Genomic DNA, 22,358 nt, shown 5'->3' on the forward strand with positions numbered 1-22,358 from the left:
TTGACTCAGATATGGAATATTAGCTTTTAGAACATTTTAGTTGTTTGTCCTAGGGGTTAGATCTACTATCTCGCTGTTAGATATAATCAGGCTGGTCAATGCTTCGTCGATTCATTTCATACATTTGGCTTTTTACTCTTGCGATGGTCGTACCTTCGCAGGCGTTTGCGTATCTGCTGCAAGCTGAAAATGAAGCCTCCGCTCGATTAAGCTACCGAATTAATACTCTTCTACCTGCGTCTAAAAGCGATGCTCAGGCATTGTTTGACGAAGTAAGAGAAGATTCTCAGCCTAAACCGATCACACAATCGGAATTTGCTCAAGATTGGTTAGCGATCGTAAATACCAATCGCTGGCTACATTCTACTCGTTTTGTTGATGACGCTGATTCTTCGTCCAATTTAGAACTACCGACTTTTGAACCTGCGGTCGTTGCGCTTTTCCGTTTATACAAGGCAACCTGTCTATATTCGACTAATGCCCTTGCTACTCGTTATACCTCACCAAGTCGAATAGCTGGCTGGAAAGAGTCTAATGCACTTTATGTCGCGTTAAACGCCCAGTACCCAGTATTTCTTTAACTTACTTTTTCGGAAGCGATTACGCCTTCTTACGTTAGTAATTTAGGTTCAGGCACGCCTGAGCCGAACAAAGTTAAGAAATACGATGAAAAAAAATCCTGCTAAACAGGCGAGTTCTGCTCGTCTTATGAACCATTATTCAGCGTGGAAATACGTGGTACTGATTGCCACGATTATTATGCTGACATTGAGTGCTATACCAACATGGTATGGTGAAAAACCGTCGATTCAAGTGACAACGTCACAAGAGCAATCAAACAGTATTTTAAATAACGTCACTGAACTGAATCATTACCTTGATCAGCGTGATATCCAAGCAAGCCAAATTGAACAGATGGGTAACAAAACCACCTTGGTGTTCGATAACGAAACAGAACAGACTCTGGCAAGACAAGAGCTAGATAAATTGCTCGGCAAACAGGATAGTATTAGTTTCTCTTACGTCTCTGTGGCACCTAAGTGGCTAAGCGACATGGGCTTTAGTCCGATTAAACTCGGGCTAGATCTACGTGGCGGTGTTCAATTCCTCCTTAATGTAGATATTGATAAAGCGTTCGAAGACCAACGCAATAGTTTGGTCGATGAAGTGAGAGATTTTCTACGTCAAGAGCGTTTGCGTGGTGTGCAGATCGCTGCGGTTGGCTCAGAAGCGTTTGATATTAAATCAGACTCTGAACAGGCATTAGGATCGATTCAGAGCTTCCTCAAGCAGAACTACCCAACTTGGGATGTTAAACGACATTCAGATTTCATTGCGGTTAAACCGACGGTTGAAAGCAAGAGTGAGTTCCAGTCCGTCACTTTAAAGCAAAACTTAAAGATCATGCGTGACCGTATTGAAGAGCTGGGTATTACAGAAGCGTTAGTACAGCGTCAGGGTGAGCACAGTATTCGTATTGAGTTACCGGGTGTCCAAGATCCATCGTTGGCGAAAAATGTGATTGGTGCGACCGCAACGCTAGCCTTTCATGAAGCCCGCACGCCTTCGGAAGGTAAGGCGTATGGCGACATTGTACTTAAAGATAACGATGGCCGTGATGTCACTTTAGCAAAACGACCAGTGTTGACTGGTGAACACATCATTAATGCTCGTGCTGGCGTCGACAAAATGGGCTTCTCTGAAGTTAACATTTCACTTGACCATGCGGGTGGCAAGATGATGAGTGACTTCTCCGCTGGCCATATTGGTAAACCAATGGCGACCGTGTACCGCGAGTACACCACCAATGCGAAAGGTGAAACAGAGCGCAGCGAACGTGTTATTAGTGTCGCGACTATCCAATCACAGCTTGGCAGCCAGTTCCGCATCACTGGAGCAGGCTCAATGGAAGATGCACAAAACTTGGCCTTGTTGCTTCGCGCGGGCTCTTTGACTGCGCCAGTGACTATCGTTGAGGAGCGCACGATTGGTGCCTCATTAGGTGCTGAAAACATTCAGAATGGTTTTGCCGCTTTAGCGCTAGGTCTTGCGATGACCCTGACTTTCATGGCGCTTTGGTATCGCCGACTAGGTTGGGTCGCGAATGTGGCGCTATTGGTCAACATGGTCAGCCTACTTGGTCTTATCGCACTCCTACCAGGAGCAGTGCTGACACTGCCGGGTATCGCGGGTTTGGTACTGACTGTGGGTATGGCGGTCGATACCAACGTGCTCATTTTTGAACGTATCAAAGACAAGCTTGCAGAAGGGCGCACATTTGCGCAGTCCATTGATCTTGGCTTTGGTAGCGCGCTGAGCACCATTCTTGATGCCAACATTACCACCATGATTACCGCCGTTGTGCTTTACTCGATTGGTAATGGCCCAATTCAAGGTTTCGCTCTGACTCTTGGTCTCGGTTTGTTGACCAGTATGTTTAGTGGTGTGTTTGCATCACGTGCAATTATCAACTTAGTTTGGGGACGCGATGCGCGTCGTGATGTGAGGGTTTAATCATGGTTGAGTTTTTTAAACAGCGTATTCGCCGTATTCGCTACATCACAAGCTTTGTTTCTTTAGCGCTGATGGTCGTTTCTCTGGTCGCATTGGCGATGAATGGCCTGAACATGGGCTTAGACTTTACCGGTGGTATGGTGACTGAGGTCAAGGTTGATAACAATGTGACCCACTCGCAGTTGGTAGAGGTATTGCAACCAGCCCTTGGTGAGTTTACCAACGTTACGCACTCAGACCAGGATGGAAGATGGGTAATTCGTTACCCAATTCCTCAAAGCGGCACACAGGTAGCTGACTTAAGTCAGACCCTAGCACCGATTTCGCATCAGGTTGACGTGATCAGCAACAGTATGGTGGGTTCACAAGTTGGACAAGATTTGGTTGATCAAGGTGGCTTAGCGCTGATGATTTCGATGCTAAGTATCTTGGGCTACCTCTGCTTTCGGTTTGAATGGCGTCTGGCAAGTGGTTCACTGCTTGCGTTGATTCACGATGTCGTACTGGTATTGGGATTCTTTGCTGCAACGCAAATGGAATTTAACTTGACCGTCTTTGCGGCAATTCTGGCAATTTTGGGTTACTCACTCAACGATTCAATCATTATTGCTGACCGTATTCGTGAGTTGCTCATTGCAAAACAGTCTCTACCAACGGAAGAAATCAATGACCAAGCGGTAATAGCGACCTTTTCCCGTACTATGGTGACTTCAGGAACCACCTTGCTAACGGTCTCAGCGCTGTGGATTATGGGAGGCAACGCATTACAAGGATTTGCAGTGGCGATGTTCATTGGTATTTTGTCTGGCACTTGGTCATCGATATCGATCGGTACTGTTTTGCCAGAGTGGTTGAAGCTCGAACCTAAGCACTATCTACCCGTAGAAATAGATACGGCGCCATAGACGATAGGGATGACTAAGCCCCGCGATAAGGCTATCGCGGGGCTTTTACTCTTTACTTGGTGTTGGCGGCGAGGAAGCGTGTGAAACTATCCCATGATTTCTTGTCGGCATCTTCGCGATAACGTGGACTGTCGAACACCGTGAAAGCATGCGGTGCTCCACTGTACGTAATCATCTCATGTGGAACTTTGGCAGTTTCAAGTTGCTCAGCCAGCTCAGCAAACTGCGACATAGGAATGGCACTGTCTGCCGTGCCATGAAGAATCATTATAGGCGCAGTGGTGTTCTGATAAGATTGACCTTCAGGAGTACCTAGCCCTCCGTGGAAGGTGACAAAGCCTTTGGCTTTCATGCCTGCTCGCGCAGACTCCAGAACGGCTGCACCACCAAAGCAATACCCCATCACAACGGTGTTGTCACTGTCTCCCCCAAGCTGGGCGGCAAAATCCAAACTGCCCTGCATTAGCGCACGAAGTTTTTCTCTGTCTTTGTAGAGCTCTCCTGTGTGCTGTCTTCTATCTTCAATCTCTGTTGGTCGTATCCCTTTACCGAATAGATCGGCGGCAAATACGTTGTAGCCTAGTTGATTGAGCATATCGGCTCGTTTCATTTCGTACTCTGTTAAACCGTCCCAGTCATGGATAAGCAATACTAGTGGTGCATTGTCACTGACTTTGGCCCAGTAGCCCTCGTAATCACTACCGTTTACATTGTAAATTTTGTTTTCACCAGCCACGGTAAAAGTCGATAAAGTTAATAAGATAAGACCGAATATTGATTTCATAAAACACCTCCGTTGTCGTAGAAGTGTAGTACGTAGAATGCAAAAGAATGGTACAAAAAAGCCTCCCGAAGGAGGCTAGGACTAAAGGAAAAGACTTTAATTACATAGCTGCTGCAAAGATTGCTGAAATTTCTTCATGCGTTGCTTGTTTAGGGTTAGTAAAACCACACGCATCTTTTAGTGCATTGTCTGCTAGGATTGGGATGTCTTTAGCATCTGCACCAAGCTCTTTGATACCCGCTGGAATACCTACATCTTTAGCTAGCGCAACGATAGCGTCAATTGCCGCTTCAGCGCCTTGTTCAGCGGTCATACCTTCAACGTCGACGCCCATCGCTTTCGCAACGTCACGTAGACGATCTGGGCAGACCTGAGCATTGTAGCGTTGGACATGAGGAAGCAGAATCGCGTTACAGACACCGTGTGGCAGGTCATAGAAGCCACCTAGTTGGTGCGCCATTGCGTGTACGTAGCCCAACGATGCATTGTTAAACGCCATACCTGCCATAAACTGTGCGTACGCCATTTGTTCACGCGCTTCAATATCATCGCCGTTTTCTACCGCAGTGCGAAGGTGAGCTTGAATGATTTCAATCGCTTTGATGGCAACGGCATCAGTGATAGGTGTTGCTGCGATAGAGACATAAGCTTCAACAGCATGGGTTAATGCGTCCATACCTGTTGCAGCCGTCAGCGAGGCAGGTTTTGCTAACATTAGCTCTGGGTCATTGACGGATACAAGCGGTGTTGTGTGTTTATCGACAATAGCCATTTTTATGTGGCGCTCTTCATCAGTGATGATACAGAAGCGAGTCATCTCAGAAGCTGTGCCAGCCGTTGTGTTGATTGCGATCAGTGGCAGCATTGGCTTAGCTGATTGGTCGACACCCTCATAATCTGCAATCTTGCCACCGTTGGAAGCAACTAGTGCGATACCTTTAGCGCAGTCATGAGGTGAACCGCCACCAAGGGAAATTACGAAGTCACAATCGTTATCCATAAGCAGTTCGAGACCATCATTCACGTTGCTGATGGTCGGGTTTGGTTGAGTACCGTCAAATACCACAGTGTCTACTGCACGCTCAGTCAATAGATCTTGAACTCGTTTTACAACACCAATCTGATTAAGGATTTTGTCGGTTACGATCAGGCCTTTTTTAAAACCTTGAGCTTTAATATTGTCTGCTGCGTCAGTCAGGCAGCCAGCGCCCATTAGGTTTACGGTAGGGATAAAAAATGCACTCGTCATTGGATTGCTCCATCTTGTTATATTTGAAATCTGCATTTAGATTCGCATAACTATCCAACCTTAAATCTTGATCTCGAACAATTTTGTCACCCAAAAGTGGTAGGCGTTGCAGTAAAGTGTGAACTCCGACCAGTTCCATTTTTATCGAACATAAGTTGTTAAATATTAGTGGGTTAGCGCAATCGTTTTCTCAACATAAATAGAAATTGTCAGAGTTTTTGCGTTCAGAACAAACAAAAAGCCCCTGCCAGTAGGAATACCAACAGGGGCTCAATAGTGCATAGATATCTGGCTAACTGAGTGAGACTAATTTCTCGACTAGTGCTTCGATTCCTTTTGCAGCTTCAGAGATGTTTTCGGCGAGCATATAGGCGGGCGTCGAGAGCACGAGATGTTGCTCGTCAAATACTACTTCGTCTACTTGCGATTCAACGTGAAGGCCGCCAAGGGTATTAAAAGCCGCAGCGGTCGCAGCATCGTTACCAATAGTGGCTTTGACACCGTGGTCGTAAATGAGCGGAATGATTGTGGGAGCAATACACAGGTATCCCGCTGGTTTACGCGCTTGAGCGAACGCTCTGCATGCACTAGCAACATGAGTGTTAATGCTACATTCTGCACCTTTGACTGCGAAATCGGTGAGATTCTTCGCGGCGCCAAAACCTCCAGGAAGCAATAGTGCGTCGTAATCATCGACATTGAGCTTTGCAACATCCTCAATCTTCCCGCGTGCAATACGTGCCGCTTCAACCAAGACGTTGCGTGTCTCGTCCATCTCTTCACCGGTCTTGTGGTTTATAACATGAAGTTGATCGATGTTGGGCGCGAAACAGTGCCAGCTCGCACCTTGTTTTTCAATCGCGTGCAGCGCTAGTACGGATTCGTGAATTTCAGCCCCATCAAAGACACCTGAGCCACTTAGTATTACGGCAACTTTCTTCATTGTTGTACTCCCTTATTGTTCTGCGCTGTTAGCGTAGTCAATTAATAACCGCTCCGGTCTGATTCGAGTCTCATTCTTCCAATTCACGTGACTCGTTGGGCTCAGATTGCTGGTCGGTGTCGCATCTATCCTCTTGTGGCTCTTCAGAATAGTTCTTCACCACAAAAGGAATTAGCATGATGTTAGAAGGAAAAAATCGTTTCATCTCGCACGTCTCCTAGGCATTTAGCAACACCTCGATTGTGACTGGAGAATAGCGGAGAAAGTTTGTTTCAGGTCATAAAGTCTTGCGTAAATCACTTCAACGAGAAGAGTTGAGCAAGGCGTCACATTAATGGTTAACACTTATCCCAGTAGGGGGTGTCAGTGCCCAATCGTTCGTTGATGAAATCCAAGAAAACTCTAACTTTCAATGGCATATGTTTCCTCTCAGGAAAAACGGCATAGACGGCATGTACGGGTAACTGGTAATCGGCAAGGACCACTTCAAGACGGCCTGCATGAATGTCCTTGGCAACAATGAATGTTGGTAAGTTTCCAATGCCTGCCCCCTCTAATACTGCACGACGAATCGCTTCGCTGTTGTTCACTGATAAACGACCCTTAGGAACAACACGAAACTCTTGCCCAGCCGAATTGAGGCTCCACTCGGTACCACCGCGATAGTAGCTGTACTGTAGGCAACTGTGATTGATCAGGTCGCTAGGCTGCTGTGGGTGACCATGCTGTTCTAAGTACTCTTTTGATGCACAAAGCACGCTGACACATGGCGCGAGTCTTTTCGCAATCAGGTTTGATAAAGGCAGGTGGCCAATACGGATGCCGATGTCAAAACTGTCTTGTATGAGGTCAACCATTTGGTCTTCGAGTTGCAAATCAATTTCTACACCAGGATAGAGAGCGAGGAACTCTGCAATCAGAGGCGCAACGTGTAGGACACCAAAGGACATGGGAGCCGTCACTTTGAGCTTACCGCGAGGCTTGCCTTGCAGCTCGCTAACCGCGTCTAGTCCTTGTTGTGCCAAGTTTAATGATTGCGCGACATACTCGTAGTAGCGTTGACCCGCTTCCGTTAAACTCAGCTTTCGTGTGGTGCGATTAAGAAGTCTAATTCCTAGTTCATCTTCTAAGTGAGTGATCCGTTTACTGACGGCGGATTTGGTGATATTGAGTTTTTCGGCTGCGCCAGAGAAACTGCCATTTTCAACCACTGAGACAAAAACAGGTATCGAAGAGAATGCTTGCATAGTTGACTGTAGGTAAACAATGAATTTCTTAACTTAGAGATTATCATCTTATTGAAAACAATCTACACTAGCGATGAAATTTTTAGGAGATAGCAATGAAATACGATTGGATCTTGTTTGATGCTGACGAAACCCTGTTTCACTTTGATGCTTTTAAAGGGATGCAGCTCATGTTCTCGCGCAAGGGCGTAGAGTTTACTTCACAAGATTTTGAGCACTACCAAACCGTCAATAAGCCTCTATGGGTTGATTATCAAAATGGCACCATCAGTGCCGATGATTTAAAACACACTCGCTTTCAAGAGTGGGCAGACAGGTTAGGTACGACTACATCTGAGTTAAACAGCGCTTTTCTAGAAGCAATGGCTGACATATGTACCTTACTTCCAGGAGCAAAAGAGTTGATGGAAGCGGTTCATGGCAAGGCTAAGATGGGAATCATCACTAATGGTTTTACCGAGCTTCAGGCAATCAGACTAGAAAGAACTGGTATGAGCCAATATTTCGAACACGTCGTGATATCCGAGCAAGTGGGTTTTGCTAAGCCTGATACAGCAATTTTTAGCCATGCGCTGGAGAAAATGGGGTCGCCATGCAAGAGCAAAGTTCTCATGGTGGGAGATAACCAACATTCTGACATCCTAGGTGGCCTTAATTTTGGTATCGAAACTTGCTGGCTAAATAGTGTAGGGGCCGAAGCAGATGCCGATATTTCGCCGCACTACACCGTAAGTTCTCTGCATGAGCTGAAAGATATTTTGCTGGCTTAGCAACTTTTTTTATTAACAGTGATCGAAGTGAGCGTGTGCGCAGTAAGAACAACAGAATTCACTGTTATAGCGAGGAAGCAGCATGTCAGTTCTTGGAAAAATCATCGATTTAGATGTGAAGCATGGTTATGGCTTTATTGAAGATGAAAACTGCAACGATAAGGTCTTTTTTCATGTTCGAGATATGCGTGCCACTTCAATTGACGTTCATGTAAATGAGTTAGTGGAGTTTGATGTTGAGTCCGATCTCAACGGCTGTCGAATCGCGCTCAATATTTCACCGACGGTCATGAAGTAACGAATACTTCTAAGCTTTCGGTGCGTGAAGTTTAATGTAGTGTTCGAGACATTTGTCGGTCGATGTCTCGAACCTTGTATCGGTAATCGTGAGCTTCTCGATTCTATCAATTCGAAAATGGCGATAATCGTTTCTCAATTCGCACCAAGCAACAAGGGTCCACACTTTCCCCCAAAAGATTTGCCCTAGTGGTTGCAAACAGCGAGATGTTTTGTTTTCTTGTTGATCCACATATTCGATGATGATTTTGATTTTGTCATCCGTCGCATGTCGAAGCATTTTTCCTCTCGTCGCTGTTTCTGAGGTCGAATGAATTTCCGGCACAAAAATCGGAAATTCTTCTAGCTGTGCTTTTAGCTTATCTGGCAACACCGATAAAATTTTGGTTGAAGCGGAGCGCGATGCCTGAGCGAGTTCATCGTCTGACCAAGCCCTCACCATCCTCATACCAAGCTCTAGCGCGACCATTTCTTGTTCGGTAAACATCAGAGGTGGTAAGTGAGATCCGGCTTGGAGCATATAACCAACACCTGCTTCGCCATAAATGGGTACACCTGAATTGATCAGTGAGTGAATATCACGGTATATCGTTCGTTCACTGACTTCCATCTGTTGAGCTAATTGGGCTGCTGTAACCGCATATCGCTTAGAACGCATTAGCGTCAGGAGTTCAAACAGTCGCTCTGATTTACTCACTTGTTGTCCTAGTCTAGGGGTTGATTAGGAAGCCGGAAACGACTTCCTAAAACTATGAATTTACGCTTTACTGAAATTTTGCAGCAAGCTCGCTCATCTCTATCGATTGATGTTGCATGATTACGGATTCAGGGTCAATTAGCGCCATCAAAGGCTGACAGTCTTCACTCGACATGAACTTTTCTCCTGCGGATTTTGCGTTCTCCATCGAATCCCAGTAGACCACATCCGTCCAACTTTGTGACTCTTGATCGTAACTCAGTGAGCGATATTCAAATCCGTCGAGAGACGACACAAATTTTTGGCTCTGTTTACTGGCTGCGATCAATTGGTCTGCGGTAACGTCATTCAACAGTTTAAATCGAACAATCTCAATCACACTTTTCATTTTCGTATTCCTTTTAGTTTGTTGTTCAAGTTCCCGCAAAGGATATCGATTGGTCGTGTCAGAACCTGTCAGTAGTGTTCTAGATCAAATAATTTAACCAAAGTTGGTCAGAATATGCGCATTGTATAATATGTGTGCTATAGCTAATGTTAACGCAATAATAATTATAGGCTTATCGCAACTTCAGGCTAGGTAAGGGAAATAACATGGCAATACAAGGAACAATTGCTCAATGGGATCAGAGCAAGGGTTATGGTTATATTTCTGTAGAAAACCAAGATACTCAAATCTTATTTCATATCAATGATTTAGAGAATAACTCTCAGTTACCCTGTGTCAGCGAACCAGTGGTATTTCGTTTAGGTTCGGATAGTAATGGAACCATGAGAGCGGTCGACGTGACTCGGCCTTTGGTGTTTAACTTTTCTCTCGCTATAGCCGTCTGGTTCTGTAGCGCACTTGTCGGTAGCGTCGTCTTACTAGACTTTCCGATCATATCTTGCGTACTTTATTTTGCCGCCAGCACAGCCACATACACCTTATATGCGTTAGACAGACACGCAATGATGAACGGTGGATGGCGAGTTCCGGAAGTTGCTTTCCATGTAATGAACGTGTTTGGCGGATGGGTTGGGGCTTTGCTTGCTCAGTCGATTATGCATCACAAGTATCATGATGTCGGATTTAAGTTCCTCTTCTGGTCGACCTTGGTACTCAACATTGCGTTGTTTGCTTGGTCATTGACCAGCGAAGGTGCTTTTTTACTTGAACAAGCGATCTCAATGTTACGCTCTATATCGTGAGAAGAACCTGCCTCTAATCCTGTTTGATATCACAAAGCCGCCGATTTGGGCGGCTTTGTGATGGTATAGACCCGGAGAAGATTAAATCCACAACTGGCTGATCGGCATGTCTGACTGATAGTGATAAGCAATCTGGGCTTGTAGCAACTCCGCTGTTGCAACGGCATCGGTAAGGGCATGATGGGGGGTGTATTGAGGCAAACCGTAGCGGGTTCGACTCGCTCCGAGCCTGACTGACGCTGGTTTGCGACCCTTGAGTTTGTTGACTATTCCACCAGTAAGCTTTTTCTGAAGGAGAGTTTCAATCTGCATGGTATCTACTGCGGGAAATTCTATTCCCTCGTTAATTCGAGCCATCAGAGCTTTATCGAAAAACTCACGTTCAATACGCTGGTAGTGAACCACCACTATTTTCCCTTCCATCTGTTCCAAGATCTGGTCATAGACGGCAGATAGATCAGGTGCATCAAGAACGTCAGAGTGGGTGATGCCATGGATGACGACCGATTCTTGCGCTAACTGCTTACGAGGTTTAACCGTCCAGTGCTTAGCTTGATTTATAAAAATGCGATTCAAGTTAAAGGGAACGGTTCCGATGGTAATAATGTCATCTTGGTCGGAGTTTAAGCCTGTGGTTTCAAAGTCCATCGCCAGAAATGTAATCTCTTCCAATGGTGTATTGGGCAACGGAACCCCAGCCTTATAGTACTGTTGTAGAGCAGGGGTTGTCGTCATGCGCAATTTTCGAGCAAACTTTGCCGGCCAGTCGATCGAAGGGGGTGATATGATTTTGTTAAGCATCATCATCTCACTTAAAGTTATTACTGGCTTGATAACGGAACTTAAGGAAGTTCTGAGCATTGCTTAGAATTTGGAATGCGTCCTTGAGGTTACGGCGCTCAAAATCCGATAAGTTTTCTGGTTCAATGTTGTTATCTGGCTCGATTTCATTTTCGACGTCGAGCGCTTGATGACGAATACGAACGATCGAAATAAACTCAAGTGCATCACGCAGGTCTCTCGCTTTGCCTTTAGGTAAAATTCCCGCCTCATGGATGTCATCCAGACGCTCAAACGAATTTTTTGACCGCGAGCCGACGGCGAGGGCATGGACGCGAATAAGATCCGCTAACGGCGCGGTGCCACGTCGTTTAAGGTTGATTGAGTTTTTGTGTTGGCCATCTTTCTCCATCACAAAACTCTTAAAGAAGCCCAGCGGAGGAGTCCGATTCATTGCATTGCGGGCTAAACAGGCAAGGAAACGGTTGTTTCTACGTGCTCTACGTACAATAAAACCATTGAGCTGTTCCGCCCATTTTAGACGCCCATATACACCATCAAGGTCAAAGAAAATCGAAGCGTTGAGTAACGCTTTAGGGTTGGGGTCATCTATCCAATCCGCAAAGCACTCCTCCCATTCGGTTCGAGTCATACGCCAGTCTGGATTCGTTGCCATGATATCGCCAGTGCAGTAACTGTAGCCGCACTTATCCAATCCTTCACATACACGGTTTGCCAGTTGCGCAAAGTAGCCATCATGTTTCTCTTTGACGAAGGTGTTATCGAGGATGATCGCGTTATCTTGGTCAGTGACGAGCAGTTGCTCATCGCGCCCCATTGAGCCTAGCGCCACAAAGCAATACGGTACCGGTGGTTCGCCTAATTCCTGCTCTACAAGTTCGATAATACGCTGTTTAAAGCTACGTCCAATCACGGACATCGCACTGCCAACCATGTGAGAGTTTGCGTCTTCATTGACGAGGCGAACAAAGCTGTCTTTCACTTGCTCAGATAATACCGAGAGTTCATCAATCGATTGTTGCTGGAAAATACTGCTGACCAACAGGAGCGAGTTTTGCGATTCGTAACGAACAATGTCCGTTGCTTCGATGACACCAATCGGCTGCTTATCCTTGAGGACCGGAAGATGATGAACGTTGTATCGCAACATAGTCAGCATCGCTTCGTAGACATAGGCGTTGTGATCAAGTGAGATGACTTCAGTCGTCATTACGCTAGCAACGTCGTCGCTGGGATTGAGCCCTTGAGCTAACACGCGGGTACATAAGTCTCTATCAGTAATGATTCCAACTAAAGGGCTGTTGTCGTCATCATCATCCTGAGCCACTTCGGGATCAATAATTAGTAGCGAAGAGACATTGTCTTCCGCCATTTTTATCGCTGCGTTTTGGATTGATTCCGTCTTGTGAATCGTTGGTGCGCTGCTGGTGAGCAAGTTTCTTACCTTTGATGTTGTAAGATCGTTTTGCTCTTTGCTGTTTGAGACGGTCTGCCTCAGACGCGCGTTATCTTCTACTTCGACAAAGTCAGCAAAGGCTTCGTGCTGCTCATACAAGTGCTGAAAGACCGCTTCTGGAATACAGTAGAGTAGGGTGTCTTTGATGGCTTTCGCAGGGAAGCGAACCTTATTGTTGGTCAGTAGTCCCATCTGACCGAATAACGCACCTTCATCAATTCGGTTGTAGAGCTCGCCTTTGCGTCGATATATTTCGACCACCCCACTGCGCACCATGTAAAGATCATGGATTTCATCACCAAAGTGAATGATGGGGGTATCCTCTCGATAGTAAGAGATTTCGATATGTTGAGTGACGTAGCTGAGGACTTCATCTTCGAGCTCATCAAATGGAGGGTATTGGGAAAGGAAGTTCTTAATTTCCAGTAGTTCTGCTTCCATGAATACGTCCAATCTTTGAGAGTGATGAGTTAATGGTACATGATCTTCAGGCGAACTTCATGGAGTGAGGCCAACACAGTAAAGAAAAAAGGCTAAGATTGAATAACTTAGCCTTAGAGTGTGAAGTGGGCAGGGACTACGCCAGTTTAGCTTAATCCAATAATGTGACCATTTTCATCAAGGTCGAGATTCATAAATGCCGGTTTTTCTGGAAGGCCTGGCATCGTCATCACGTTGCCACATAGAGCATAAATAAAGCCAGCGCCTGCACACAGTTTGAGTTCCCTAACGGGTACATCGAAATTCTCAGGCGCGCCTTTAACACTCGAATCCGTTGAGATCGAAAGTGGCGTTTTTGCCAAACAAACTGCTAGATCATCAAATCCGTGTGCTTTGAGTTGAGCCAACTGCTGCTTGGCGACGTCACTCAGTATTAGCCTCGCTGCACCATAGCCAGCTTCGGCGACAGCCATTAGTTTCTCTTCAGTGGTTTGTTCAAAACGGTACAAAGGAGAGAATTGGGATGGCTTCTCGCACTGGTGGATTACTTTCTGGGCCAACTCTAGCGTGCCAGCTCCACCTTTGCTAAAACCTTCGCTGACTGCAACTTGTACGTCATTTGGCAAGGCTTCTACCATGGCTTTTAGCGTTAGCAATTCGGATTCACTGTCTTGAGGAAAGCGATTAATGGCAACCACGGCTGGAATACCGTATTCATTCACATTATTAATATGCCATTTCAAGTTTTCAAAGCCGGCAAGGAGTGCGTCTTGATCGTCACTGTAAAGGTTCTGTGGAATTGCTTGGCCTGGTTTTAGATCATACTGACCAGAGTTAGCTTTAAGGCCGCGAAGCGTCGTGACGATGACTGCGCAATCAGGAGACTTGTTGGCAACTTGCGCTTTAATGTTACAGGCTTTTTCAAAGCCCATATCCGAGCCAAAACCACCTTCAGTGACGGTAAATTGTGCCAACTTTGTGGCGATATTATCCGCAATGATTGACGAGTTACCGTGGGCGATATTAGCAAATGGCCCTGCATGAATAAGAGTTGGGACCCCCTCTAGAGTTTGCATCAAGGTGGGTTCGATAGCTTCTTTCATGCTTACTGCCATTGCGCCCGCTACTTGCAGATCTTCTGTCGTCACCGGTTGACCAGACAAATCATAGGCGACGACGATTCGCCCAATACGTGAACGAAGATCTTTTAAATCACTGGCTAAGGCGAGAATGGCCATTAACTCTGAGGCTGCTGAAATATCAAATCCATCGCAGCGCTCAAATCCATTAATGTTTTTCCCAGCTTCATTTTGACCCACAGTCACCATGCGTAACGCTCGGTCGTTGTGATCCATTACCCTTTTCCAAACCACATTTTGAGGATCGATTTTTAATGCTTTCAAACCACTGCGTTGTTCGAAATCTTCGTATCCCAGTCTTTGCTCATGATAAATACGAGCATCGATGGCAGCAGCGGCTAAGTTATGCGCCGCAGTGACCGCGTGAATATCGCCTGTGAGGTGGAGATTCAACTCTTCCATAGGAGCCACTTGCGAATAGCCGCCTCCCGCAGCCCCGCCCTTGACGCCAAAAACAGGCCCCATAGAAGGTTGCCTGATACACGCCATTGCTGAATGATTAAGTTGAGCCAAGCCTTGGGCAAGTCCAATGGTCGTGACAGTCTTACCTTCGCCTAGTGGCGTTGGGGTGATAGCGGTGACGACAATCAGTTTCCCCGTCTTTTTAGATGCAAGGCGTTTTAGGCTAGATAAACTGACTTTTGCCTTATGTTCACCTTGGCTCTGGAACTCATCGGCTTTCAGTCCAGCTCGCTGTGCAACTTTGCTTATAGGAAGTAACGGAGTGGTGCGGCAGATTTCGATGTCAGACAGCATAAAATCCTCTATATGGACCTAGTTTAAGTCGGGATGTGACTGCTTTTTACAAGCTTTCGATAAATATAACGCAGAAAGCAGCTTTTTTAGATTTTGCATATTTTAACTGATATTGAGTGATGAATAAATGTGTGCCGCCGTGCTAACTAAAAAAAGGCCTGTCTTCTGACAGGCCAATCCCACAAATAGTGACGAGCAACATGGGTAAATGGACAGCGGTGAACAAAAGCCCTATCAAGTGGTGATTTCAGTTGACGCAATTGGCACTAAGCGGCTTACATTCGTAGTGCCTACCTTTTCGAGTGATTCAAAGCAGGAAATGATCAGCGACTGACTATGATTGCGATGAATTTCAGGCTCAAGAAGTCGGACAATGGAGTCGGTGGTGTCTCTTGAATCATGAGTTTCGATGACGGCGTATGTAGGCTCAACACCACGTAATATTGAAAGCGATGAGAGTAATTTGACGTTATCGCTTAACGCCCAAATCGGTACATGACTTTGGCAGCGAGACATCAGTAAAGGCGCTTCGCCATTATGTGTAATCACGGCAACACCAACATAGCGTTGCGTTTTACTTATGCTCAGTACGGTTGATATCGCAAAATTTTTACTACAGCTCGCATCCATTGGTTGTGTGGTGTCTTTTGGATGCTCAAAGCATTCGACCACCGCCTCGACGCTGCTAATCACATTTACCATCGCTTTGACTGCATCAATCATGTATGGCCCGTTCGTCACTGCCGGGCAGAGCATTACGGCGTCCGTTCCCGCAATGACAAGATTCGCTAACTTTAACGCCTCTGTGCGAGTGGGAAGGAGTCTGGCTGCCATTGAACTCATTACTGGTGATGCGGCAACGATTGGTTTATTAAGCTCTCGTGCTCTCATGAGTAATGGGTGCTCCAATGAGGCGGCATATTGATCGAGGATGTCGTCTACGAAGTCGAGGTTTTCAATCATGCACACTTCCGTTGCGCTAAGCACGGGTTCAATGGTCGATAAATCGTGATCAAATCTAGAGTGGTCAAATTTTGCGATCAGCTGAGTGGTGAACCCAGTGTTTTCCAGCACTTGGCTAAGCTGTTGTAGCTCAGATGTCTCGGGCGGTAAGGTGAGCGCGATGAATTCCGCATCGATTGATGCCGCAAACTCTATACCCTGCCAATCGGACTCAGTCAGCGAAGGATAGAGAATCTCTTTTCCCAATACGCTAATTGACTGGTGGCTGTTCAGCCTTCCTCCCGCGAGAACTTTGGTTTTTGCAAATTGATTGACACGATCAAGCAGTATAACTTGCAGCTGGATACGGCCACAATCGAGCAAAAGTATGCTGCCCAGTTCGAGTTCATTGAGAAGTTGAGGGTAGTCAAGCCCAACAGTGTTTTGGTTGCCCAGCTTAGAATCCAGTGTTCCGTCGAGATTAAATATTGAATCTTGCTTGAGCTCAATGTGCCCATTTTCAAACTCAGAGATCTGAACTTTTGTCCCTGGAATATCGACTAAGATACCGACAAACTTACCGAGCTTTTGCGCGCTAGAACGCACTTGCTTTGCTATGGAAGCGTGTTGTTCAGGAACCCGCTGAGCGTAGTCTAGCCTGACGACATCCACACCCGCACACAAGATCTCATCAATCTGGTTTTGATCCAGCGTCTCGGGCCCGAGCGTTGCAATGATTTTAGTCTTTTTCATCTTCCTTCCCTCTTAAAATCGCCCAAGGAGCGTTTCGCGACGATAGCGTGCTTGGTATGCAAAATGAGCAAGTAATCGCCTGTTTTTAGGATGATGGGAGAGAAGTGAACAAAGCGCAAAACGGCGAATTTGAGCTAAAAGTGACTCAACTAATACATTTGGCTGGGATAAAAATGTCACTCTAGCCAATGAAATTAGTTTCATTAGTGAGTGAATATTCCTAGGTCAGACGCGCAGATGCGTCATCGGTGACTCACAGAGCGACGGTGAAAATGATGGCTTTGTGAAGGAAATTAGATATTCATCCCATAAATCGAGAGGGATCAGGTGAAGGGCTGGCGGTTTTGTTTAATAAAAATGGCGATATTGGTCATCGGACTGATCGGATTCAGTTCGAGCGTGCTCGCGGGTAAGGAACAGTTTTCGATTTTAACGACCTTCTCAAGTGAGCCTGTGAGCGAGTTAATTGCGAAATACAAACAACAGAATCCAGACGCGGATATTGAGCTTATTCATCGCCGTAGCCAGTCTGCGATGCAGTTGCTTAATAGGAGCTATATACAAGGCATTGATGTTGTCTTGAGCTCGTCACCATTCCTGTTCAAGGAGCTTGATAAAAGGGATCAACTTGCATCGATAGTGCTAGAGCAAAACCCTCCGCAGTGGCTAGAACCGTTTTTATTTCCGATTAAAAACAAAGTGCTCAGTATTGGCTACTCTGGAGCGGGAATTGTATGGAACCGAGAGTATCTAGCGGCGAATAAATTGCCAATCCCAACTCGATTTTCAGATCTCTCGTCCTTTGCTTATTTTGGGCATATCACCATGAGTACACCGAGTCGCTCAGCCACCACACAGTTGATGCTGGAGAGCATACTTGCACGCCATGGTTGGCAGCAAGGCTGGTCGACAATACTAAACATAGGCGCCAATTTAGGGACTATTTCTTCACGCAGCTTTGGCGTAAGTGATTATGTCGCGAAAGGGCAGTTTGGTATCGGACCGACCATAGACAGCTATGCCATTTCGCTACAGCGGCAGTTCGCCTATGTAGGATTCACCTATGACCCTGACTTTACGCTGATGCCTACTTATGTCGGGATTGCCAAAAACGCGACGAACACTGCTGAAGCGATTCGATTTGTTGAATTGGCATTGTCGGATGATGTACAGCAACGAATCCTTCAATCGAGTTTAACCAAACAATCCATTTATGATCCTGCACTCTATCTTGGCACTAACCCTCCGCTCGACTTCAATAAGGTGATGAAGCGCGAGAAGTTGCTCAATATTCTTTTTGATGAAGCAATCACCAAACGCTTACCGGAGTTACAAGATATCTGGTTAGGCCTATCTCAATATGTGCAAATTCATCGTCATGATGCCGCTAGGCTTGAGGTCGCTCATCAGCTACTAAACCAGCTTTTTACTATTCCAGTCACGGAGCAAGAAGTGAATGAGTTAGCCAACATCATCAGTTCGCAACGTGATGCCTCTACCTTAGAAGATGGCGAAGAACAAGCCTTGCTGGTGGAGTTTAGCTACCGTTTCGCCACTAAATATGAGGAGGGGCTGGAACGGGTTGAAGAGATGTTTCACGAGTTGCAAGTAGAGATCGCCAATGAAAATATGTAAAACGATCGGTTCTAGATTGGTGGTGGCTTTTACCTTTACGACTTTGCTGCTGACCTTCGTCTGTGTATTAGCATGGGTAACTTGGTATCGGCTCGACCAGCAGGTGAGTAGTCTACTCGACACCAGTGTTCCTAAGTACAACACGAGTTACATGTTGGAGAGTCGTAGCAGCGAAATTCGCTCCCGAGTTCAACTGCTTTCTACATCAAATAACAAGATTGAATTAAACCGCCAGAGAAATGAACTCGATAAGTTACTTAACTCTATTAAGCTGAAGTTGTCCAATTTTCAACCACTCAAACTTGAGAAGAATGATAGTGACGAACTGTTGAGTTTGTATACGCAGCTAGAGAAGACATTAGAACAATACACTCGTTTTGTGTTCGACCGAGTCCAGCAAAGACGTAAAGTGGCCAAGCTATCCGAGCAAATCAACTGGTTACATCAAGATATCCATGCTGAGTTGGTGTCATTTCGCCAAGAGTTTTACTGGCAGTTGACGCGAGGAGATAGTTCAGAAAAGCACAAAGCCACGCTCGAACAACTGCGGGTGATACAAAGTGTGTTGGATCTGGAATCGAATATCTTCGTGCTAACAACAGAGTCGTTGCAGGCGCGAAACTTGGAACAGATTAAAAATGCCTCAACCGTTATTCAATTCAACATCGCGGAGTTAATCGCCACGAGTGAACCCTTGTTAATTCTACCTTCCGGCATTTCTTATCAGCAATTGTTGGATGAATTGCAGGTGTTGTACGTGAGTGATGGTGTGTTTTCGCTGCTGCTGTCGGAAGGGGTGATACTAAACGCACGCATCACCGAAATTAAAAGCGAAATCGAAAAGTTGCTCGGTGCGATTCATCAGCAAATTGGTCAGATTATTAAATATGCCGACACAAGTTTTATTGATGTCAAAACGCGAACGGCTAACTTGGTCTCCGATGGAAACATTGTGCTATTGGTGTGCTTTGGCATCTCGATCCTTTTGTCTTTGTTTGTCACCTATTACTTTATAAATCGCCGTGTGGTCGCCCGTTTGAACGCACTGAGCTCGAGTATTGATGCGATCATCAAAGGCGATTTTAGTCACCGGATTGTGGTTGACGGTGCCGATGAAATCGGCCAACTAAGTCAAAAGCTGATTGACTACGGGGCGAGTGTCGAAGAGTTACAAAGAACGAATGCGGTTGGTCTGATCAATAATACATCTGCCAGTCTATTGACGTGTGATCTCGCAGGGTATGTTGAATCTGCAAATTTTAGCGCCCAAAAACTACTGGCGATGCAAGGAACAGTCGAGCACAAGCTTTTGTGGCAGTCGTTTCGTAATCAAGATCGCAAGCGATTAGCAAAAGTATTTGTCTCGGGTCAGGCACTTTTTACCACTGGAAAAGATGCGCTCACCTTGCCACTCGATGGCGAGACAGCGTGTTATCTTCATTTCGATTTTCACCTTTTCTCTCATGGTCAATTACATAAAGTCATTGTGACAATCACGGATGTGACGCAACAAGAGTTAACGGCGATAGAACTTCAGAAGATGGTCAATGACAGAACGGCAGATTTGGTCGAAAAAAACCGTCTTTTGTCTGAAGAGATTGTCGAGCGAGAAAAGGCGGAACTAACCTTAAAACAAGCCCAAGATGAGTTGATCCAAGCGGCGAAAATGGCGGTTGTCGGTCAGACGATGACATGTTTAGCTCACGAGTTGAACCAGCCACTGAATGCGATATCGACCTATCTCTATAGCGCCCAACTTTCCACTGATTCCGGTAATTTAACCTCGACTAGGCGTTCCATTGAGCAAGTGGCTCAGTTGTCAGCACGAATGAGTGAAATTATAAAAAGCCTGCGAACCTTCGCCAAAAAATCGGACACTGATCAAATCACGGACAATTTGCTACTTACTGATATCGTCATGCAAGCCATCGCAATTGTTGGGCCTAAAGCTAAGCGGCAAGCAACGAACATATGTAATTTGCTCACCGAACCACTGTATGTCCATGGCAATGCATTAGCCCTTGAACAGGTCATGGTCAACATACTGGTCAATGGTTGTGACGCCATTGCTGAGTCAAATCGGCATCGCCAAGAAATTCGAATTGAAAAGCTATTCTCGAATACATCTCACCATGTGATAGCGATATCGGATAGTGGTTGTGGCTTTAAGCCTTTCATTATAGACAAGCTCTTCACACCGTTTACCACCACCAAAGAGGTGGGTTTAGGCTTGGGGCTCAATATTAGCCGAGCTTTGGTTGAGAAATATTCAGGGCGGATCTATTTGGCATCCCGTTTAGACAAAGGTGCCTTGGTTGTTTTGGAGTTATCACATGCAAGAGTTTAATTATTCTTTACTGTTGGTCGATGATGATCAGGATGTACTCGACGCTTACCAGCACTTGATGGGCATTGCAGGCATTGCAGCAAAAACCGTCGCAGACCCTACTCAAGCGATGAGTTATTTATCACCTGATTGGTTGGGCGTTGTGTTGCTCGATATGTATATGCCACAGATGCATGGACTTGAGTTGTTAAGCCAGATTAAGCAGTTTGATAAGTGGCTACCCGTTATTGTTGTCACAGGACATGGTGATATCCCAATGGCTGTCGAAGCGGTTAAAGAAGGGGCGTGTGAGTTTGTTGAAAAGCCCATCGACCCAGCCAAACTCGTCGAAACGGTACGCCATCATCTAGAGCAACGAAAAGTCTACATCGACCAAAAGAGAGAGATGGAATCGACCATCAAACGATCGTTACTGGGCAAGTCTGCACAGCTGAATCATATCCGCTACAGTGTCTCTCAGTTTTCTAGGCTACGTAATCATGTGGTGGTTTATGGTGAGATGGGTGTCGGCAGGCACTTAGTGGCGAACTTAATACATGATATGTCGCAATCGGGTGGGGAACTCGAATTGTTATCGGCAAACGACGCTATCGCCAGTGAGGAATTAAGTGCCAAGCTCTATTCGTTTGTCTCTGGAACCTTAATTATTGATAGCCCTGAACGATTTTCAGAGCAGTGCCAACGCGTGTTTGCACAACATATGATTGATAAAGAGAGAAAGGGGCAGCACGGACGTGTCATTGCGATATTTGAGCAACACCCGGAGCAACTTATCGTCGAGCACAAACTAGTGGCAGAGCTCTATTACGTTCTCAATCAAGGGGAGATTGAAGTCCCACCACTAAGAAAGCGACCGGATGACATCGAAGTGTTGTTCCACCATTATCTCAAGTCCAGCTGCCGGAAATTGGCAAAACGCTTACCCGAAGTAGAAGCAAAATATATGGCTCTACTGCTAGCACATGAATGGCCGGGAAATGTGAGAGAGTTACGAAATGTGGCTGAGCTCTACTCGGTTGGAATCATCAAACTGGCTGGCAAGGATAGCCATAATACTTCTGCCGAAGCTCAATTGCCTTTAGACGAGTTGGTTGATGATTTTGAAAAACGCGTCATTGAAGATGCGTTGTTCCTGCATTCGGGTCGAATCAGTGATTCAGCGGCGTATCTGCAAGTACCGCGCAAGAAGCTTTACTTGAGAATGAAAAAACACAATATCGACAAGGACGCGTTTAAGAGCCGATAAAAAAACGCCTCACGAGTTGTGAGGCGTTTATCTCTTTTAGTACCAGTCATCTTCAGGAAACAGCTTCCCTTCTGGAGCGTATGGATCGTCATCAAACGGATGTTCAGCCTTGTTTCTCAAGCTGTCCAATTGATGCTCTAGCATTTTGACTGTGTCGTAGTCTCCTTCGGAACAGGCGACATATATCTGTTGCTCCAAGGCTCTGATGCTATCGTTAATACCCATAGTTACCTCCGTATGCGTTG

Annotated in this window: 21 protein-coding genes; 9 read left to right on the plus strand and 12 right to left on the minus strand. The window is 45.8% G+C overall.

Going from position 1 to position 22,358, the window contains the following annotated elements; all coding sequences use genetic code 11:
- Nucleotides 1-98: 98 nt before the first annotated feature.
- The 3 genes from ACQEXP_RS03130 to secF all read left to right on the plus strand — a co-directional run bounded on the left by ACQEXP_RS03130 (nt 99) and on the right by secF (nt 3,419).
- Complete coding sequence (locus ACQEXP_RS03130) at nt 99-581, plus strand: hypothetical protein (protein ID WP_426968153.1); 483 nt, start codon at nt 99-101, stop codon at nt 579-581.
- Between the two features lie 85 nt (nt 582-666).
- Nucleotides 667-2,514 carry a protein translocase subunit SecD gene (secD, locus tag ACQEXP_RS03135; RefSeq protein ID WP_426968155.1) on the plus strand — a complete coding sequence of 616 codons (1,848 nt, stop codon included), beginning with the start codon at nt 667-669 and terminating at the stop codon, nt 2,512-2,514.
- Nucleotides 2,515-2,516: 2 nt separating this feature from the next.
- Nucleotides 2,517-3,419 (plus strand): protein translocase subunit SecF, encoded by a 903-nt coding sequence (secF, locus tag ACQEXP_RS03140; RefSeq protein ID WP_269375589.1) that lies wholly within the window; start codon nt 2,517-2,519, stop codon nt 3,417-3,419.
- A gap of 52 nt (nt 3,420-3,471) precedes the next feature.
- On the opposite strand, the gene ACQEXP_RS03145 is transcribed toward secF, so the two are convergent.
- The 5 genes from ACQEXP_RS03145 to ACQEXP_RS03165 all read right to left on the minus strand — a co-directional run bounded on the left by ACQEXP_RS03145 (nt 3,472) and on the right by ACQEXP_RS03165 (nt 7,642).
- Entirely contained in the window at nt 3,472-4,203 is a 732-nt protein-coding gene (locus ACQEXP_RS03145; RefSeq protein WP_426968157.1) for a dienelactone hydrolase family protein, read from the minus strand.
- Nucleotides 4,204-4,303: 100 nt separating this feature from the next.
- Complete coding sequence (gene yiaY, locus ACQEXP_RS03150) at nt 4,304-5,452, minus strand: L-threonine dehydrogenase (RefSeq protein ID WP_426968159.1); 1,149 nt, start codon at nt 5,450-5,452, stop codon at nt 4,304-4,306.
- Between the two features lie 292 nt (nt 5,453-5,744).
- Entirely contained in the window at nt 5,745-6,395 is a 651-nt protein-coding gene (elbB, locus tag ACQEXP_RS03155; protein ID WP_426968160.1) for an isoprenoid biosynthesis glyoxalase ElbB, read from the minus strand.
- A gap of 70 nt (nt 6,396-6,465) precedes the next feature.
- The gene (locus tag ACQEXP_RS03160) at nt 6,466-6,600 is read right to left on the minus strand and encodes a hypothetical protein (protein ID WP_426968162.1); all 135 of its coding nucleotides are present in this window, start codon (nt 6,598-6,600) and stop codon (nt 6,466-6,468) included.
- 133 nt (nt 6,601-6,733) lie between these two features.
- Nucleotides 6,734-7,642 (minus strand): LysR substrate-binding domain-containing protein, encoded by a 909-nt coding sequence (locus ACQEXP_RS03165; RefSeq protein WP_426968164.1) that lies wholly within the window; start codon nt 7,640-7,642, stop codon nt 6,734-6,736.
- 95 nt (nt 7,643-7,737) lie between these two features.
- Between ACQEXP_RS03165 and yjjG the strand changes: the two genes are divergently transcribed.
- Together yjjG and ACQEXP_RS03175 are read left to right on the plus strand one after the other, a co-directional pair.
- Entirely contained in the window at nt 7,738-8,412 is a 675-nt protein-coding gene (gene yjjG / locus ACQEXP_RS03170; RefSeq protein ID WP_426968166.1) for a pyrimidine 5'-nucleotidase, read from the plus strand.
- Nucleotides 8,413-8,494: 82 nt separating this feature from the next.
- Nucleotides 8,495-8,710, plus strand: coding sequence for a cold-shock protein (locus ACQEXP_RS03175; RefSeq protein ID WP_269375582.1), 216 nt, complete (start codon nt 8,495-8,497; stop codon nt 8,708-8,710).
- A 9-nt stretch (nt 8,711-8,719) separates the two neighbouring features.
- Here ACQEXP_RS03175 and ACQEXP_RS03180 read toward each other — a convergent pair whose 3' ends face one another.
- Together ACQEXP_RS03180 and ACQEXP_RS03185 are read right to left on the minus strand one after the other, a co-directional pair.
- Nucleotides 8,720-9,406: a helix-turn-helix transcriptional regulator gene (locus ACQEXP_RS03180; RefSeq protein ID WP_426968168.1), complete on the minus strand. Its 687-nt coding sequence runs from the start codon at nt 9,404-9,406 to the stop codon at nt 8,720-8,722.
- 67 nt (nt 9,407-9,473) lie between these two features.
- A complete protein-coding gene (locus tag ACQEXP_RS03185; protein WP_426968170.1) occupies nt 9,474-9,794 on the minus strand; it encodes a hypothetical protein in 321 nt (106 codons plus the stop codon).
- 206 nt (nt 9,795-10,000) lie between these two features.
- On the opposite strand from ACQEXP_RS03185, the gene ACQEXP_RS03190 reads away from it, so the two are divergent.
- Entirely contained in the window at nt 10,001-10,597 is a 597-nt protein-coding gene (locus ACQEXP_RS03190; protein WP_426968172.1) for a DUF1294 domain-containing protein, read from the plus strand.
- An 81-nt stretch (nt 10,598-10,678) separates the two neighbouring features.
- Here the strand turns inward: ACQEXP_RS03190 and ACQEXP_RS03195 are convergent, their stop codons facing one another.
- From ACQEXP_RS03195 to ACQEXP_RS03210, 4 genes are all read right to left on the minus strand, one after another.
- Entirely contained in the window at nt 10,679-11,398 is a 720-nt protein-coding gene (locus ACQEXP_RS03195) for a 3'-5' exonuclease (RefSeq protein WP_269375888.1), read from the minus strand.
- A gap of 7 nt (nt 11,399-11,405) precedes the next feature.
- Nucleotides 11,406-13,295 carry a DUF294 nucleotidyltransferase-like domain-containing protein gene (locus tag ACQEXP_RS03200; RefSeq protein WP_426968174.1) on the minus strand — a complete coding sequence of 630 codons (1,890 nt, stop codon included), beginning with the start codon at nt 13,293-13,295 and terminating at the stop codon, nt 11,406-11,408.
- Between the two features lie 146 nt (nt 13,296-13,441).
- Entirely contained in the window at nt 13,442-15,190 is a 1,749-nt protein-coding gene (locus ACQEXP_RS03205) for a formate--tetrahydrofolate ligase (protein WP_426968176.1), read from the minus strand.
- Between the two features lie 234 nt (nt 15,191-15,424).
- Nucleotides 15,425-16,885, minus strand: coding sequence for a pyruvate kinase (locus ACQEXP_RS03210; RefSeq protein WP_426968178.1), 1,461 nt, complete (start codon nt 16,883-16,885; stop codon nt 15,425-15,427).
- A 357-nt stretch (nt 16,886-17,242) separates the two neighbouring features.
- On the opposite strand from ACQEXP_RS03210, the gene ACQEXP_RS03215 reads away from it, so the two are divergent.
- The 3 genes from ACQEXP_RS03215 to ACQEXP_RS03225 are packed head-to-tail and all read left to right on the plus strand — an operon-like array spanning nt 17,243 to nt 22,113.
- Nucleotides 17,243-18,520 carry an ABC transporter substrate-binding protein gene (locus ACQEXP_RS03215; protein WP_426968179.1) on the plus strand — a complete coding sequence of 426 codons (1,278 nt, stop codon included), beginning with the start codon at nt 17,243-17,245 and terminating at the stop codon, nt 18,518-18,520.
- Nucleotides 18,507-20,867 (plus strand): ATP-binding protein, encoded by a 2,361-nt coding sequence (locus ACQEXP_RS03220; protein WP_426968181.1) that lies wholly within the window; start codon nt 18,507-18,509, stop codon nt 20,865-20,867. The genes ACQEXP_RS03215 and ACQEXP_RS03220 overlap by 14 nt, the downstream gene beginning before the upstream one ends.
- Complete coding sequence (locus ACQEXP_RS03225; RefSeq protein ID WP_426968183.1) at nt 20,854-22,113, plus strand: sigma-54-dependent transcriptional regulator; 1,260 nt, start codon at nt 20,854-20,856, stop codon at nt 22,111-22,113. The genes ACQEXP_RS03220 and ACQEXP_RS03225 overlap by 14 nt, the downstream gene beginning before the upstream one ends.
- A 36-nt stretch (nt 22,114-22,149) precedes the next feature.
- Here ACQEXP_RS03225 and ACQEXP_RS03230 read toward each other — a convergent pair whose 3' ends face one another.
- Nucleotides 22,150-22,338 (minus strand): hypothetical protein, encoded by a 189-nt coding sequence (locus tag ACQEXP_RS03230; RefSeq protein ID WP_006879632.1) that lies wholly within the window; start codon nt 22,336-22,338, stop codon nt 22,150-22,152.
- Nucleotides 22,339-22,358 lie beyond the last annotated feature (20 nt).

Source organism: Vibrio sp. TRT 1302 (assembly GCF_050113875.1).
GTDB lineage: Bacteria > Pseudomonadota > Gammaproteobacteria > Enterobacterales > Vibrionaceae > Vibrio.